At 41.7% G+C, this 14,121-nt stretch carries 16 protein-coding genes and 1 pseudogene; 1 reads left to right on the plus strand and 16 read right to left on the minus strand.

Annotation, left to right across the window (positions count from 1 at the left end; genetic code table 11):
- Positions 1 to 93: 93 nt before the first annotated feature.
- Positions 94 to 1,227 (plus strand): hypothetical protein, encoded by a 1,134-nt coding sequence (locus OQ267_RS10785; RefSeq protein WP_265835895.1) that lies wholly within the window; start codon positions 94 to 96, stop codon positions 1,225 to 1,227.
- A 141-nt stretch (positions 1,228 to 1,368) separates the two neighbouring features.
- Here the strand turns inward: OQ267_RS10785 and OQ267_RS10790 are convergent, their stop codons facing one another.
- From OQ267_RS10790 to OQ267_RS10865, 16 genes and pseudogenes are all read right to left on the minus strand, one after another.
- Positions 1,369 to 1,788, minus strand: coding sequence for a hypothetical protein (locus OQ267_RS10790; protein WP_265835896.1), 420 nt, complete (start codon positions 1,786 to 1,788; stop codon positions 1,369 to 1,371).
- Positions 1,763 to 2,041 (minus strand): hypothetical protein, encoded by a 279-nt coding sequence (locus OQ267_RS10795; RefSeq protein ID WP_265835897.1) that lies wholly within the window; start codon positions 2,039 to 2,041, stop codon positions 1,763 to 1,765. The genes OQ267_RS10790 and OQ267_RS10795 overlap by 26 nt, the downstream gene beginning before the upstream one ends.
- Positions 2,042 to 2,059: 18 nt before the next feature.
- Positions 2,060 to 2,883, minus strand: a pseudogene (locus tag OQ267_RS10800) (DNA adenine methylase).
- Positions 2,884 to 3,112: 229 nt separating this feature from the next.
- On the minus strand, positions 3,113 to 3,976 hold the full coding sequence (locus tag OQ267_RS10805) for a hypothetical protein (protein WP_265835898.1): 864 nt from the start codon (positions 3,974 to 3,976) through the stop codon (positions 3,113 to 3,115).
- Between the two features lie 16 nt (positions 3,977 to 3,992).
- Positions 3,993 to 4,310: a hypothetical protein gene (locus OQ267_RS10810; protein WP_265835899.1), complete on the minus strand. Its 318-nt coding sequence runs from the start codon at positions 4,308 to 4,310 to the stop codon at positions 3,993 to 3,995.
- Positions 4,307 to 4,777, minus strand: coding sequence for a hypothetical protein (locus OQ267_RS10815; protein ID WP_265835900.1), 471 nt, complete (start codon positions 4,775 to 4,777; stop codon positions 4,307 to 4,309). Before OQ267_RS10815 ends, OQ267_RS10810 begins: the two co-directional genes overlap by 4 nt.
- On the minus strand, positions 4,774 to 5,574 hold the full coding sequence (locus OQ267_RS10820; RefSeq protein WP_265835901.1) for a DUF4099 domain-containing protein: 801 nt from the start codon (positions 5,572 to 5,574) through the stop codon (positions 4,774 to 4,776). The genes OQ267_RS10815 and OQ267_RS10820 overlap by 4 nt, the downstream gene beginning before the upstream one ends.
- A 9-nt stretch (positions 5,575 to 5,583) precedes the next feature.
- Positions 5,584 to 6,825: an ArdC family protein gene (locus OQ267_RS10825; RefSeq protein WP_265835902.1), complete on the minus strand. Its 1,242-nt coding sequence runs from the start codon at positions 6,823 to 6,825 to the stop codon at positions 5,584 to 5,586.
- Positions 6,788 to 7,330 carry a M23 family metallopeptidase gene (locus OQ267_RS10830; RefSeq protein ID WP_265835903.1) on the minus strand — a complete coding sequence of 181 codons (543 nt, stop codon included), beginning with the start codon at positions 7,328 to 7,330 and terminating at the stop codon, positions 6,788 to 6,790. Before OQ267_RS10830 ends, OQ267_RS10825 begins: the two co-directional genes overlap by 38 nt.
- A gap of 64 nt (positions 7,331 to 7,394) precedes the next feature.
- Positions 7,395 to 7,817, minus strand: coding sequence for a hypothetical protein (locus OQ267_RS10835; protein WP_265835904.1), 423 nt, complete (start codon positions 7,815 to 7,817; stop codon positions 7,395 to 7,397).
- 36 nt (positions 7,818 to 7,853) lie between these two features.
- On the minus strand, positions 7,854 to 9,896 hold the full coding sequence (locus tag OQ267_RS10840; RefSeq protein ID WP_265835905.1) for a type IV secretory system conjugative DNA transfer family protein: 2,043 nt from the start codon (positions 9,894 to 9,896) through the stop codon (positions 7,854 to 7,856).
- Positions 9,897 to 9,905: 9 nt separating this feature from the next.
- The gene (gene traN / locus OQ267_RS10845) at positions 9,906 to 10,745 is read right to left on the minus strand and encodes a conjugative transposon protein TraN (RefSeq protein WP_265835906.1); all 840 of its coding nucleotides are present in this window, start codon (positions 10,743 to 10,745) and stop codon (positions 9,906 to 9,908) included.
- Between the two features lie 2 nt (positions 10,746 to 10,747).
- A complete protein-coding gene (gene traM, locus OQ267_RS10850) occupies positions 10,748 to 11,971 on the minus strand; it encodes a conjugative transposon protein TraM (protein ID WP_265835907.1) in 1,224 nt (407 codons plus the stop codon).
- 8 nt (positions 11,972 to 11,979) lie between these two features.
- A complete protein-coding gene (locus tag OQ267_RS10855; RefSeq protein WP_265835908.1) occupies positions 11,980 to 12,366 on the minus strand; it encodes a hypothetical protein in 387 nt (128 codons plus the stop codon).
- Positions 12,363 to 12,986, minus strand: a complete 624-nt coding sequence (gene traK, locus OQ267_RS10860) for a conjugative transposon protein TraK (RefSeq protein WP_265835909.1) — start codon at positions 12,984 to 12,986, stop codon at positions 12,363 to 12,365. Before traK ends, OQ267_RS10855 begins: the two co-directional genes overlap by 4 nt.
- A gap of 5 nt (positions 12,987 to 12,991) precedes the next feature.
- Positions 12,992 to 14,119 carry a plasmid transfer protein gene (locus OQ267_RS10865; RefSeq protein WP_265835910.1) on the minus strand — a complete coding sequence of 376 codons (1,128 nt, stop codon included), beginning with the start codon at positions 14,117 to 14,119 and terminating at the stop codon, positions 12,992 to 12,994.
- Positions 14,120 to 14,121 lie beyond the last annotated feature (2 nt).

A 14,121-nucleotide genomic window follows, 5' to 3' on the forward strand; every position in this document is an offset into this window, starting at 1 on the left:
TGCTTACCCAAAAGATTAAATCATTTGATTAGAATAACCCTGCTTTCAAAAAACAAAATCTCCATAAGAAAAATGAAATCTGCACATTTGTGTATGAGCAGAAGATTAATAGTTAGCCTGATTGATGAAAATTCACTTCTTGAATTCAATGAGATAGATTGGACCGAATTAAAAAAAAATGCAAGAGTCGTTTTGCAATCTGAACTTCCTAAGGAGGATGTTATTCAGATGCGCGATAAAATTGGCTCCTCACATTGTTTATTTTTAAATAGCATAAAATTTCGTGTAAACGAAGCATTGCTTAGGCACATGGCATATTTAGATATTGTTTTTGTAAGAGAGGAAGATTTGGAAGTAATTGATCTCGAAGCCTGCAAGAACAGCGACGTTGAGGTAATATTTATTCCTCAGTTGGCTACCGAAAAAGAAATAGCAGATCGGATAAACACTTGGGCAATAGCTCAAACAGATTTAGACCCGAAATTTACGATCAGATATCATCAAGATGGTGAAGAGGTATATAAGATTTTAAAAGATAAAGGTGTGGCATATCTTTATCATGCCAATACCTTATCTACATCTCAGACTTTCATTGAGGAAGGCGCTTTATTGTCCAGAAATTATGTAGAGAAAAATAAATTGTTACAAACAGAGCAGGATAGTGATGATAAGGACAAAAAATACGGTATATGGGATGATGTATTTTTAGATGGTGTGGACAACCATGTGGCCCATAGCAGAGATAATATTTACGGTCCAGTATTATTTCTATTAAAGCCAGAGATTTTATTGGAACTTGGAGAGCATCCTTTATTGGTAACTCAATTTAATCCTCAGCACTGGCATGAAATTCCGACATGGAAACGCCGATATATTTATAATCTGAATCATTTAGAGCAGAACTATAAAACTTTTCAAAATATCAGCTCTAGAATGATGTTTACTATAAGAGGCACCGATAAGCATATTAATTTACGTAAATACCTGACGGAGATTATTGTTGACCCCAGCGAATTCACCGTTCGTGGTATTCCAATGGGAGAGTTTTTGCAGCAGCAAATACGTAAATCACTTGATGATAATGGATTAAGCAGCATAGCGGTTACAATTAGAGAACATACTATTCAGAAAACCAATTGTTCCTGTTTTCATGAGTATAATGTATTAAAAGCAAAAGAACCGCCTACCGAACTTAAAAAGCGTCTTAAACCGAAAAATAGGAAATAAAAAGCAGCAAATCGCTCGTATAAATAACTATATTATCTAATCCTGATTACCAATATTTGGCAGTGTAATTTCTGTATTAGTCTTAACAATATTCATATAACTCTTACCAGAAAAAACCGAATTCATACAGAAAATGAGTTGCTATATTGAATAACTGCTTAATTCAGGTTCATTTCCATAGACTTGGCCGTCTTTATATAACTCAAATCCTGAAACCTTATTTTGATTATAAATAGCAATAGTTTTAGGTGGCCATATCAGCGGATCCTCCGATTTTTCCCAATCAATCCCGATATCCTCAGGATAATAATCCCATTCATCCCAGGCGCGTTCTTTTACCATCAGTCCGTCGTAACCGAGTTTTTTAGTCAGATATTCATTTCTGTTGCCTTCCCAATCCGGGCTGTAACTTAAAAGATCTGCTGCTTTATAAAAGTCTATATACTTACTGTTACCTAAGTCAAGATGTTGCTCAGAAAACCCCGCGTAGGATAAGAAACTCTGAACGCAGGATGCGTCCAGAGGCTGTTCAGCATCAAGAATGCTGATGTTTGTATCCAAAAATTTGATAAACCTTCGCAAATCCAAGATTTTCATATGCTTCTCCACCTGATAATCTCGATTTCGGCAAAACCAGGTGGCTAAACAAAAGTGCCGCATCCATGCCGAGAGAGGTGTAAAAAGAATCACCGAGTGTAAGACTATTCCATCCGACCCCTTTTCCTGATTGAATATGGATATCGTTTCCTAGGAGTCCAAGAGAGCCGTGGAACAATTTTACGGTATCAAGATTTTTCAATCGATTGTGTTCCATAGAAAGGATGTTAAATATTTACAGCGATAATTCAGATTTTAGGTCTATTGGATAATTAGCGGTGAGTACCTCGGTCTTGCTTTTCTGCTTTCCACCTTTCGCATTCACAGAAACCTGCTGCTTTACAGACCATTGCGACCAACCGTATTCTTTGGTGTATTTTTCAAGCAGCGGTGATGGGTAAGAGGAAAGAAGGAACTTACCCTTAATCTTTGCAAGCAAAAAAAGAAGTGCCTCAAAATCCTGCTCGGAATACCCATCATAGTGGCCACAGTCTGAATTGTAGTATGAAGGATCACAGTAAAAGAAACTATCTACGGTATCGCGACTTGCAATGATGTAGAGCGCATCCGCGCACTCTATCTGGCAGTTCTGTAGCCTGATAGCCATCTCCTCAACAAACCCCTCCTTTTTAGAATTTATTTTTTTTGTTGTGGTATTACTTGATTTGTCATATCCCCAGCTGCTGTCAAGCTGCGAGGAAAAGCTTTGCGATGAAGTCAACCAAACCGCCCATGCCCTTTTTATCTCCGAAAACATATCCGGATTGTTATAGATTACCGAAGCCTTTCTGTGCAGATCCCTGGAATGTAGGGAAATCCTAATTTCCTTTTCAAGAGAAGTGAAATCCTCCTTTGCTACTCTGTAAAAGTTCATCAGTTCCCTGTTGGTATCATTGATTACCTCAACTTTTGATGGTTCTTTAGAAAAAAAACCGCTGCGCCCCCAACAAAAGGCTCACAATAAAGTACATGTGGTGGGATTACCGATACAATACGTCTGGCTAATTTTTGTTTACCTCCATAATAGCTTATGGGAGTTCTTAATTTTAGTTTGGTCATAAATTCTAATACAAGTCGTCAATACTCAAATCAACTTTTTCACCCTCTATCATTACAGAAACCCTACATTTGATGTCAGGCGTGTCCATACTTTCCACTGGATAGCGCTTGCCGTTTAAGTTATGTAACGGGTGATTTTCCTTAAGATCAAGGGTAACCCATCCGGTCGCCCGGATGTGGTCTATCTTAGCTAAAAGCTTTCTCATTGTTCTTATGCCTCTAGAAGCGGTTATCGACCTATTTCCTCACTTGGTGAGATATTATCCTCCCGCTGGTTTTCCCAGGGAAACCGCTCTTCTTGATTATTGGGATTGATTTCGCTTTTCTGGGAAGTTTTTTGATCAGCAGAGGCTATATTTTCTTTTCCCTCTTTTTTTTCGGGAAAGATTTCATCCTGGCGGATAATAGCCATATTCTTATCATAAACATCAAGGCCCTTATACTGGGGGTTGGCAGTTACCAGTACTGCAACAGCTTTCTTGCCTACTATCATTTCAGCCGGAGCCATATGACCACTTCTCAGCATTTTCATCATACCATCCTTCCCCAGTTCAGTCAGGCCTTTGAACGGATACTTGTCGATGGCATCAGACAATTCAAATTTGAATTCCGGGTAAAACTTTTTCAGCGGATGATTGCCGTAAGCATCCTGCACGTCAAGATTGAGTTTGAACCATACTTTTTTCTTTTCCGAAACCTCACTGTTTTCGGATTTTGTATATACTTCCCGTTCCAATGAATTTCCTGAAAGCAGTTTATATGCCTGCAAGGCTGTGATGCGGTTATCCCTTTCCAGATCAAAAACCTGCCTGACAGGTAGTGCATTTCCGGCCTTATTCAGGGTTACCTCATAATCGTTTAGAAAATACATATCGCTCTGTTTTGAGCGGTTGAAGTTCAGCATGAACCTGACCTGGTCTGAGCCTATGGCCGGATTCTTTTTAGCTTGTGGCGATGTGTAGCTCTGCGTCACCCCCAGGGTAAAGGCAGGGAGTTCCCTGGAAATTGCTGACTCAAGCACATCGTTAAGTTTTGTTCCAAAGCCCAGGTAATCCAGGCTCTTTTTTAGATACTCTAAATTTTGTTCATTCATATCAATAAGTTTTTAATTAAAATAGGCTGAGCTGTTGCTCAGGATGGGGAGGCTCATAGCCATTTTCTCTGGCGAGGTGTTCGCCAAGCGAGACTGCCAGTTCTTCAATGGAGCCATATCCGCAATCTTTTAAAAAAGCAGAAAAAAGAAAATGTGACCGGTAGCCCGTACCGGATATGATATGGGAATCTGACCGAAACTCCAGGTGTACGACAGTAGGTTCCCTTTCATCATTCCTTTTCGCGGGCCAGTTGTATACATAATCCACATTGACATCGAAGCCAAAAACCCTTATATCGAGATTGACATCTTGTTTGAAAATTTCTGGAATCATGAGATGGATTTATAACAAATTCGAAAATGCCTGACACTGGTCCTAAATCCGGTGATCTTGCAAAATCGATTCAGTGAAAAAAGTGATTCCGTGCATGAAAATTCAACAGACTTGAAGCGGAAGATCACTTTATAAGGAAAAACCAAAAAAGTTGCATCTAGGCCTTTAAGCCATAGAGAAATTTTACAGGTCAGCACTATGGCAGGCAAATCACAACCAAAAAGCGTTCTAAATCTTGCATTCTTAAAAGCTAAGCCTAAAGAGCCTATGGCTTCTGAAGATGGAAGAAAACCCACTATAATCAGGGCGGCGCAATGAAAATCGATATGCATGTTGCCCGATAGATTTTTGGAAACATCCGTTTTTTTATAGAAAAGATAAACAATGCGGATACTGACCTGTGGCAGCCCAGATGGGATTAGGTAGCAAAAACCATTTTGCTTAACCCAATCATCTTCTGTTTTCATCTGGATACGCTGCGACCATATCCCCTGGTGTATTCACTTTTGAATTCTTCAAGTTCTCTCTGCTGCAAAAGCTCATCAGATATTGAACCGTCGGTTTTTTTCATTTCCAGAAACGCAGATTCAAAACCGGCTGAAAAGGGATCCTTATGAATACTTACATCCATTATCGGGGCAAGATTCTTCATCAAAAAACTTGTAGTGGCCCCTTCTTTTAAAACAGTAAGGATTAGGGCTGTACGGCTGGCCAAAATTCCCTGAGCTTCGCTGGCCCGATGCTGAATCATTGTCCCATCAGTGAGCTGCACAATTCGTCCCATGGCAAAATCTTTCTTTTTCTTTTCATCTAATTGCTCTCCATTGATCTGGAGTGGAATCTCTACCCCTATAGGATCATAGGAGATAAACTCCCTTGTCTCACTGTCATATTCAAAAACAATAGTCTTGGTTGAGCCATCAGGAAAATTGATGGGTTTTGCGATATTCTTAACTTCTCCTGAAATCAATTCATCAGCTTCGATATCCAATAAATCCGGCGAGCGTTTCGGCTCCCTATAGATAGGATGTAATCTGATTTCGTGAAGACTATTTGCATCGGTATTTAAGGATAGTTTTGCATCAAGGCTGTCAATGGTAAAAGATTCGCTTACCAGGTTTTGAAGATTGACCAACGATGTCCTTCTACCCGAAAGAAGTGCGGAAAGATCCGTTTCATCCAATAGGTACCTGGCCCCATCGTATAAGCCCAGACTGGAAAGCGCTGCAATAGGCAGGGCCTCTTCAATTAGTATATTTTTCATAAATTTCTTTTATCTGTTTAAATCGGAAAAAGAATGATCCGGGCTTTCTCCAAAGTTCTTTTCTGACTGAATTTGCCATTCGGTACTGGCTTCACGCTTGAGGTAGAGAAGCGCTGCATAGAGTTTGTCCTCCCGGCTTAATGTAAAAGCGTTACCATTGAGGCTTTCCTGCATCTTGAGCCTTCCCTGTTTTAAATGGCCTAGAACCTCATAGACCGAGCCATTGTAAGGAATCTTATCCCCGGTGGTGAGATACCCGGGAGTTTTCAAGGAAGCAGGCTTCATCGAATTTAAGGATACATTTTCTTTGCTGAGTTCCTGTTTTCTTTCTATATCCATGATATAGCTTAGTATCCGCTCAGCATCCATTGCCGCCGAAAAAATCTCAAAGGGATTGTTCTCCAGAATTGATATCCAGCTTTCCACGTATGCATAATGTTGTCCGGGGTCATGTCCGATGCCAAGTTCCTGACCGATTAGCATCGAAGCGATTTCAGCTCTGAGTTCCTCTCTTGCATATAATTCGGCCCCAAAACCTTTCCCCATCTCGCGGTTTAACCGGTCCGGATGCCCCGTCCAGTGGCCCAGTTCGTGGAGTAGTGTAGCATAATATTTAGCGCTTTCAGAAAACCAGTCTTTATAGGGAAGGGTTATAGAATCTTTTTTTATATCATAAAAGGCATTTTCAGAATATTGGTGAAGTACTACTGCGCCGGAGGAGATGACGAGCTTCTCCGCCCTTTCTATCGGTATCCACTGGTTACCTGGCTTTTCCCTTTCCAGCTGCGGCATACCATCAATCTGGGCACCATTAAATACATAAGCGTTACGAACAATGGCATGGGGAAGTTCCCTGGTTTCCTTTATCGGTTTCCCGAGTTCATCATGCATCACCTTTCCCGAGGCATCACGCTTTACCTGCTCATCCCTTGTCTTTACAAACTGTATGAGCATTGATTTTTCTCCCTTCCTCACTTGCATTCCGCTTTCCTCAGCCTGCCTGTAGGTCATCCACCTGGGATCTTCCCTGCCTGCCATCAATAGCGAGAGCGCGTTTATTCCCCTGTATCTTTTACCGCTTTGAAAATTATAAGGCATTAAGAAGGGAATGCCGCCTGAATCCCATGGAATCTGCCAGGGCGCAGTTCCGGCGCGAAGTCCCTCGATTACTTTTTCGGCAACCTGAACATGCAAGGGTTTATGAACATCTTTTTTATCCATCCTGCTCTTCCTCCATATCCGCAAAGCCAATTCCATAAACCCAGGCCTCGTCCTGGTTTAGCTCCACTTCTTCTACAATCGCGAGCATTTCCAGCTTTTGCCTGAGGGTTAAATAGGCTGAATTTTCCATAAAATTTATTTGATTAGTACTGGCCGCTTTATAGTAGCGAAGAATGAAGTTTACCGGATCGATATATACTCCCCCCAAGCGCAGACTAAAGTGCAGGTGTTCGCCTGTTACCCTACCGGTAGATCCCGTTACTCCTATCACTTCGCCGGAACGGATTTCTTCGCCTTTCTGAACCAGAATAACAGAGAGGTGGCCATAGATGCTTTCTACTCCTGAATGATCGATCCTTATAAATTTTCCAAGTATCGGATTGAAGCCTGCCTGGGATACCTTTCCGGCAAAAAAAGAAAATACAGGCTCATTCCTTGCACGCAGATCGATGCCTCGATGAAAGTCTTTTTGATGTGTTACCGGATGGATCCTGTTACCAAATGCGCTATTTACCTTCATTGAATTCAGTGGCATGGAAATCTGGGAGTATGCTGACAAAGAAGAGAAAACAACTATTAGTAATATTCTTGCCAGAGACCTAGCGCTCAAAAGAAACCTCTTCACTAACATCAACGATCTGGTTTCGGGAAATATAATCCTCCAGGGATATCATGCTTCTTTTCATGACCTCCGGATTTTCTAAGGCAATTTTCATCGCGGCTGATGTGTGACTATAGTCAGTATACTCCTGTTTCATATTAATGTCGAGCAGGTCTTTAAATGTGGCAGCATCCATGCCTTTTACTCCGGTCATGATATCCTTATACAGCTCATTTTTATTCTTCAGCATAAGGAGGGCATCCGGGGAATACCTGCCCAGTGGACCACTACCAAAACCGACGCCAATGGTATCGTTTTTTATATCCACTGTTGCGATTACGCCAATCTGGCCCTGCCTGGAAACAGGATCTGTTGTCAGCTGCGGATGTACCACCACAAGCTGGCCGGTTAGTTCTTCCATAAAAATTGATTTTTAAGAATGAAAAAAATATATTTTTTACCGCTTCACGCCGCCCGACATTGAAGCTTTGGGACTTTCGCTACTTTTTGAACTGGAAGCCTCTGTCCTAAATTGTGTAACCAGTACTTGGATTTCATTATTGATGCGCATGAAGTTTTTACGTAGTACCTCATCCTTTTTCCCGGCAAAATCATAATACACCGGCATATCAGGGTAAGCCTTTTCTTCCCTTGCTATCGCCTTCATATCCAGGTTAACCCTGCAGTTGATTGCCGAGGTCTCATACTTTCCCGTATATTCTTCTACCGCATCTGCTGCCAGCATGCCGACAAGTTCCCCGGCTTTTAATGAGGCAATTTTACCGGCCGGAATCAGTGGTTCAAGTTTTTCAGAGAGTGAAAGCGAGGTCTTGGTCCTGTCAATTGATAAGCTTTCGGACTGTTGCTTTACCTTTCCCAAAAGCCGCTCCAGCCATTCGAGCGTTTCCTTATTTCTAACCGATCCGGAAAGTACATTTCCAACTACAGAGGTAATCGTTGTCGCGGTATCCTTTCCATACTGCTGCTGAAACTGTGGAAGTTCCTGTAGTCCCATGAGTACCGCAACCTTATTGGATCTGGCGGTGGCGATGAGATTTTCGATGCGGTGTACAAAAAGGGTCGGTAGCTCATCAATAATTAATGCCGAGGGCTTATTGCCCTTAGAATTGATCAGCCGGGTTAGCCTGTTGAGTACCACAGAATAGCAGGCAGAATTGATATTCTGTGTATTGGGATCATTGGCCAGGACCAGCATGGATGGCTCAACATGAGAGGAAATTTTCAGATTAAAATCATCACCAGAAAAAACCCAGAACGTTTCCTTTGTAGCTAGTCTGGAAATGAACACTTTAAGTGTTCCAATCTGCCCCTCCAATTGATTGAATGCTTTGGCCTGATAGGCGGTAGCAAAGGGAGATAGCAAGCTCTTTAGTTCCGGATTGGAAAAAAGAACGGAAAATATTTGCTCGTAGCTGCAGTTTAAAAAGGAAAGTACATGGGGAAAGGTAGAGAAACGCCCACTTTCATATTGTGAAAAAAAATAGATACACGCTGCCAGGAAATTCACCGCACTCTGGGTGAAAAACTGATCACTTCCCCCAGATTTATCTCCTTTCTTGAGTGCTTCCACAAGGGCTTCCGCTGTCTCGCCTGCATCTGCCAGTGTAATGATATAATCGGGCCTTAATACATTGATTCGCCTGCTTTTCTCTACCGCTGTTAAATTAATGACATGAAAATCGAATCCTGAAAGTCGTCCTTGCTTTTTCCCAAGCAGGTAGTGATAATAGGCAATCTGGCCTAAATCAGGGAATTTGAAATCATAACAGCATATACAAAACTCCTTAAAAATCAGCTGCCGGATAAAAGGCATAACCACTCCAAAACTTTTACCCGATCCCGGTGTCCCGATCAGAAGCGTTCCGCGAAAAATATTTTCAATATTGATGAACCCCGCATGTACTTTTTTCCGGTAGTAAAATAGTGAGGGGATGGAAACTGCGAATTTTCCATTCACCGGTTTCCTCGCCTGCATAAAAGATTCCTCTTCAGTATTCCATTTATCCTTTCCCAGCGTAGAGCTGATAATCTTGGAAACGTTATCCATAGCAACATGGACCGATATAGTCCCCGCTACCAAAAAACCTACATAGCCAATATCCTCCCAGCTGGTGTAGTAACCTATAATTACTCCCGTGTTACCGAAAAAATATATGCTAAAAACCATAGAAACCGCCCCGAAGACGAACGGAAGAACAATGGCTGTTTTAGCTTTTAGATCCTTTTCTTTTTTACTTAAAGTGCCAATTGAGACCAAAGCAATGAGCAGAAAAGAAAAAAAACGACTGTAGATTGGATGTTGATAGATGATAATCCTGGACATGCGGATAAGAAAACTGCTTAGCCCGAAGCGATGCCCAGTCTGGCTTTCCAAAAGTTTCGGTGAATACACGAACACCAGTATATCTAGTAGAAGGGCTAGGTAAATGGCGAACTGGAGAAAGCGGTGCAGGCTCTGTTGTTCCTTGCTTTCCTCCATCCTTAAAAATTAAAAGCTATCAGCCCTTAGAATATCAGAATAACGGAGTGAAAGTTGAAGGTTTCTTCTTGAGACCTGCTTTTCCGAGAGTTCAATACTGAATACCTTATCACCGGGAAATGTTGCTTTCTTTAATATGTAGATATTGCGGTAAGCGTTTTTAAACCGTTCAAATGGATAAAGACAAAAGACAGGTTTTAGTTCTATGGACTGTACATTGGTTGATTTGTTAACCTTTCGGTCTTCAATTTTGAACCTAAGTTCATCTACATCAAAAACAAGGTTGGTTTCATTTTTAAAACCCAGGTCTAAAAGAACACAATCGCCAAGTGTAAAAATCCTGTTCACGGTTATCGATATTCCATATCCTGTTTTACGGTTTACATATCCCTTGTTGCGCAATTTCAGTATGGAAAGTGCATTGGCTTTCATTTCAACGGTTGATAATCCTTCCCCGGAATTTTCCAACGGCCTCATGTACTGAGGAAGAATCTCAACCTGCGTGGCAATAGATTCAGATTTTTGCGACGGCAGAAAACATAGCCTAAACTGGGAAATAAAGGTTTCACCGACAATGGTAACAAGGCCTGCTTCACCGCTGGATAGTAGACCCGGAATGGAATCAGGGACAGCTTTGACCCTGAGAATATTCTTTTCCGGAAGATCTCCGATTAAGTTCGGACTGGACAGGTCTACATAAGAGATTTTTTCCGGCGAAATAAAATGTAGGGAGACCGAGCCAGAGATACCGATAACCGGAAGTTCAGATACGGCAAGAGTCCCGGCCTGCTGGGCAAAAAGAGTCAATGAGCACAGTAAAAACTGTACCGCGAAGATTATTTTTTTCATACTTAATAAGATTGTTGCTTTCTTTTCAGCTCATCGGGGTCGATGAGATAGATTTGAGTATTATACCTGATTTTGGCCTTGTTGGAGTGGATAAGCTTGTTGACTGCTGTAGTTGTAGACTGGAACATTTTAGAGAGTATCCCCATCACAAGTTGATTGTTATTTTCAGCTTGTTGCTGAATGGATATCCCCTGTGATGTTGATCCACCAAGATCCCTTGTGAATTCCCTGAAGGCAGAGGAGGGCACATAAATACCGCTAAGCCCGTCATTATCATAAATCTGAAGATTTACAGGAATTATTTCTCCGCCATAGAACACTGACGAGACTGTAAGAGAAACCCGTTGAGCAGAAAATCCCGATATGGTGGCATAAAGGTAGGTCCCTTTTGGGATAACAAACTTTCCAGCCATGATATCATCCAGAAGCCTGATTCGTAGTCTCGAACCAGAAAACCCGGTAATGTCCTGATCAATTATCGCAGAAATTGGGCGTTCATCCGCTGAAGAGATTACAGTATTGAAAGCAGCCATAGCGGCATTGGCTTTTTTTACCGCGATTTTTTTTTTACCCTTCGCTTCTTTTTCGGCAATTTCGATAAGCCGTTCTTTCTCCCTTTTTTCAATAAAAGAAGGATCATTTGCTTTTCCCATACTATCGACCAGCGCCATCTGGGCACGAAAGATCTGCATTGGATCTGCAGGCTCTTTTTTTATCTTATGTTCCGCGCTAAGTTGTCCGTTTTGCCTGATCTTTGACAGTGCAATAGTTAGTGCCCTGTCTTGCTCGGTTTTGGAAAGATTCTCCCTGTTTTTATAAGTCTTGAAATTTTCTTTGTAAGGGGAAGACTTATTTTCTTGGATAGCAGCGGTTCCATATTTCCTTTTCATCACCTGATCGATGGAATCGAGTATCCGCTTTTCGCGCTCGTTATAGGATGAGTTTACCTGCGGCTGCACCTCGGTTTCATCTGCAATGCTTCCAACGGCGGTATATCCATCCGCCTGTTTGAACTTATTCCGGTAGGCATCAAGTTTGCTGGAAAGACCCTGATTTTTTACCTGATCGGATACTCCGGCAACGTTGACCTGGAGTGAATCTTTTCCTGGCATCAGTTTTCCTTCTTTGCCAAAACTACTTTTATAGATATAAAAGAAAAGCAGGATAAAGGGGAAACAGATCATAGGCAGTGCATACCTAGGCTTTTTAAGATCTATTTTTTTCATAACAATAATTATTTTTTTCTATCGCTTATTTTTTCAAGCTCTGAGACCATGGCCGCCATTAGCACGCTATCTGCCGAAGTCAATGAATCTTTAGCGAGCAGCGTTTTTAATGCAGCCCTCATCTCCAATGCCTTCTCCAGGCTATTCACTGTTGTGCCAATTTCAGATAGACCATGGCCAATATTGGTCAGCGCTTTATTTTCAAGCCCTGGTTTCTTTGGCTTTGTCCTGAGCAGCGTAAAACATAGTAAAAGGGAGGAAACCATTAGCAGTACCATTGCTGAAAAAATGGTCTTTGAATATTGGCTAAAAAAACGGGCAGAAAAGATTCTTAGGAAGCTAATTTGCGCTGCAAACTCATTTCTTAGTTCAGAAAGGATGGTTATTCGTCTCATTGGAATGCACTTTTTTCTGTAGTTAAAAGATCCCTGTTTTCTAATGTCTTCCACCGTGTAATCAGCACCGCATGCGGGTTGTTTTCAGACCTTGTTTCCAGATCAGTCAGACTTCCCTCTGTGATAAGTGATCTGGTAATGGTTGAACTCCTGCGGTCGATTTTCTGTGTTCCGTAATACCTGAAGTACATGCGTTTCTCGTCCAGGAAAATAGAATCGGTATGGAGGGTCAATACCGCAGACGAGGAAAGAATAGAGGTAAAAAAACCTTTTTCTTTCAAGTTATTATACTGTAATGCACCTGTTTCATCGATCAGGTACATGGCCTGTTTCATCTGGTATTCAATAAATTTATCATCTGGTACAAGCGAGAAAAAAAGAGAATGGAATCTTGCAATATGTGCCCGGTATTCAACTGATCTGTTTAGTCGTACATCAGTTTGTTTTGCCCTAACAGGCGTTCCGGAAGGATCCAGGATATAAATACTCTTTCTTGAATCACGGACATAACCATAGGCAAAAAAAGAAACAATAGCGACCACGGCTGCGCATAGCAAAAAACTGCCTATAGAAATCAGGGTGGCAAGCCGGATTTTTGATTCGATATTTTTAATCATCATCTCTTCTACCCTCCCATAATCTGTCCTGCAACCCTGGTCATACTTGATGCTCCTCTGCCCATCGAACTTGCTGCAGATAAAATGCCGGATGTTGATACAATCCATGTTGAAATGCTCGGAACAGTTAACATGGTCAGTGCACCTATTATAAAGGTTACGATTACCATTCCAAAAGACAGTATTCCATTACCGGCAAACCATCCCAGTTTTTCAAGACTGGCTTCTCCCGTTCCTATCAGTTCCTGATAGCGTGTTATTTCTGCTTCCAATGCATAATGCTGAAAAAGCGAGGCTACATACATCACCAGATAGGCAATTCCCGAATAAAGATTTACAGAAATAAACCTTGCCACCCAGGTGGAAAAGGAATCCCTGAAAGCAGGAAGAATCGATACCGCAACCGAAAAAGGGCCAAGGATAATCAGAATGGTTGAAAAGATAATCTGGATAATAAATATGATGTAGGTACATATCCTCAATATCCAAATGGCTAGTGTTTCCAGTAAGGAAGTCGCCAGGAGCTGAAGGCCGATCTGCAAACGGTTCCGCATTTCTACAACGGGCTTCCAAACTTCAGAAAATCCTTCTTTCACTGAAGAGCTTACAGATTCCCAGGCATTTTCATACCAGGTATCCGCCTCTGTTTTTGCTGTTTCCGTTTCAGCCTGAAACTTTAAAAGCTGATCTGAAACTTCCACCATCAGCTTCGCCCGCTGGAGCCTGAGATCGTTGATTTCTGCCTGGCTTCCATCGAACATCGCAGAGGTCTTCTGTTCCACAACATCAGTCGGATAGGCAAGGACCCGGGTAAATATGCTCCACCAGAGAATTATCATGGTTAGCCCAAAAGGACGCAATAAAGGCATAATTTCCAGTTGTTTATCGCCGGAGATCATTTCATAACTCTTTATTGCAAAAAATATAAGCATGAAAATCGCAGCCAGGGCCTGTGCATCAGCAATAAAGGCATCATAGTGGGTCCAGATTGTATTTTTCATTTCATGAAGGAAATGCATCATTCCCTCCTCATACACCCCGTTTCCCTGAAGAAAATTAAAGGTATCCTTGAATGAGTCGGGAACAGATTGCACAAAAAAACCGGCAGTGCCGGTCAGGATAGCAGGTAAGGTCATAT

Source organism: Pedobacter sp. MR22-3 (assembly GCF_026240075.1).
In the GTDB taxonomy this organism is placed as follows: domain Bacteria; phylum Bacteroidota; class Bacteroidia; order Sphingobacteriales; family Sphingobacteriaceae; genus Pedobacter.

What these genes read in the sequence shown, in the direction of transcription:
- traK (WP_265835909.1), bottom strand. Translation starts at nt 12,986, where the DNA reads ATGATGATTAAAAATATCGAATCAAAAATCCGGCTTGCCACCCTGATT.
- OQ267_RS10840 (WP_265835905.1), bottom strand. Translation starts at nt 9,896, where the DNA reads ATGGAGGAAAGCAAGGAACAACAGAGCCTGCACCGCTTTCTCCAGTTC.
- traN (WP_265835906.1), bottom strand. Translation starts at nt 10,745, where the DNA reads ATGAAAAAAATAATCTTCGCGGTACAGTTTTTACTGTGCTCATTGACT.
- OQ267_RS10835 (WP_265835904.1), bottom strand. Translation starts at nt 7,817, where the DNA reads ATGGAAGAACTAACCGGCCAGCTTGTGGTGGTACATCCGCAGCTGACA.
- traM (WP_265835907.1), bottom strand. Translation starts at nt 11,971, where the DNA reads ATGAAAAAAATAGATCTTAAAAAGCCTAGGTATGCACTGCCTATGATC.
- OQ267_RS10795 (WP_265835897.1), bottom strand. Translation starts at nt 2,041, where the DNA reads ATGGAACACAATCGATTGAAAAATCTTGATACCGTAAAATTGTTCCAC.
- OQ267_RS10785 (WP_265835895.1), top strand. Translation starts at nt 94, where the DNA reads ATGAGCAGAAGATTAATAGTTAGCCTGATTGATGAAAATTCACTTCTT.
- OQ267_RS10830 (WP_265835903.1), bottom strand. Translation starts at nt 7,330, where the DNA reads ATGCCACTGAATTCAATGAAGGTAAATAGCGCATTTGGTAACAGGATC.
- OQ267_RS10810 (WP_265835899.1), bottom strand. Translation starts at nt 4,310, where the DNA reads ATGATTCCAGAAATTTTCAAACAAGATGTCAATCTCGATATAAGGGTT.
- OQ267_RS10815 (WP_265835900.1), bottom strand. Translation starts at nt 4,777, where the DNA reads ATGAAAACAGAAGATGATTGGGTTAAGCAAAATGGTTTTTGCTACCTA.
- OQ267_RS10865 (WP_265835910.1), bottom strand. Translation starts at nt 14,119, where the DNA reads ATGACCTTACCTGCTATCCTGACCGGCACTGCCGGTTTTTTTGTGCAA.
- OQ267_RS10855 (WP_265835908.1), bottom strand. Translation starts at nt 12,366, where the DNA reads ATGAGACGAATAACCATCCTTTCTGAACTAAGAAATGAGTTTGCAGCG.
- OQ267_RS10820 (WP_265835901.1), bottom strand. Translation starts at nt 5,574, where the DNA reads ATGAAAAATATACTAATTGAAGAGGCCCTGCCTATTGCAGCGCTTTCC.
- OQ267_RS10805 (WP_265835898.1), bottom strand. Translation starts at nt 3,976, where the DNA reads ATGAATGAACAAAATTTAGAGTATCTAAAAAAGAGCCTGGATTACCTG.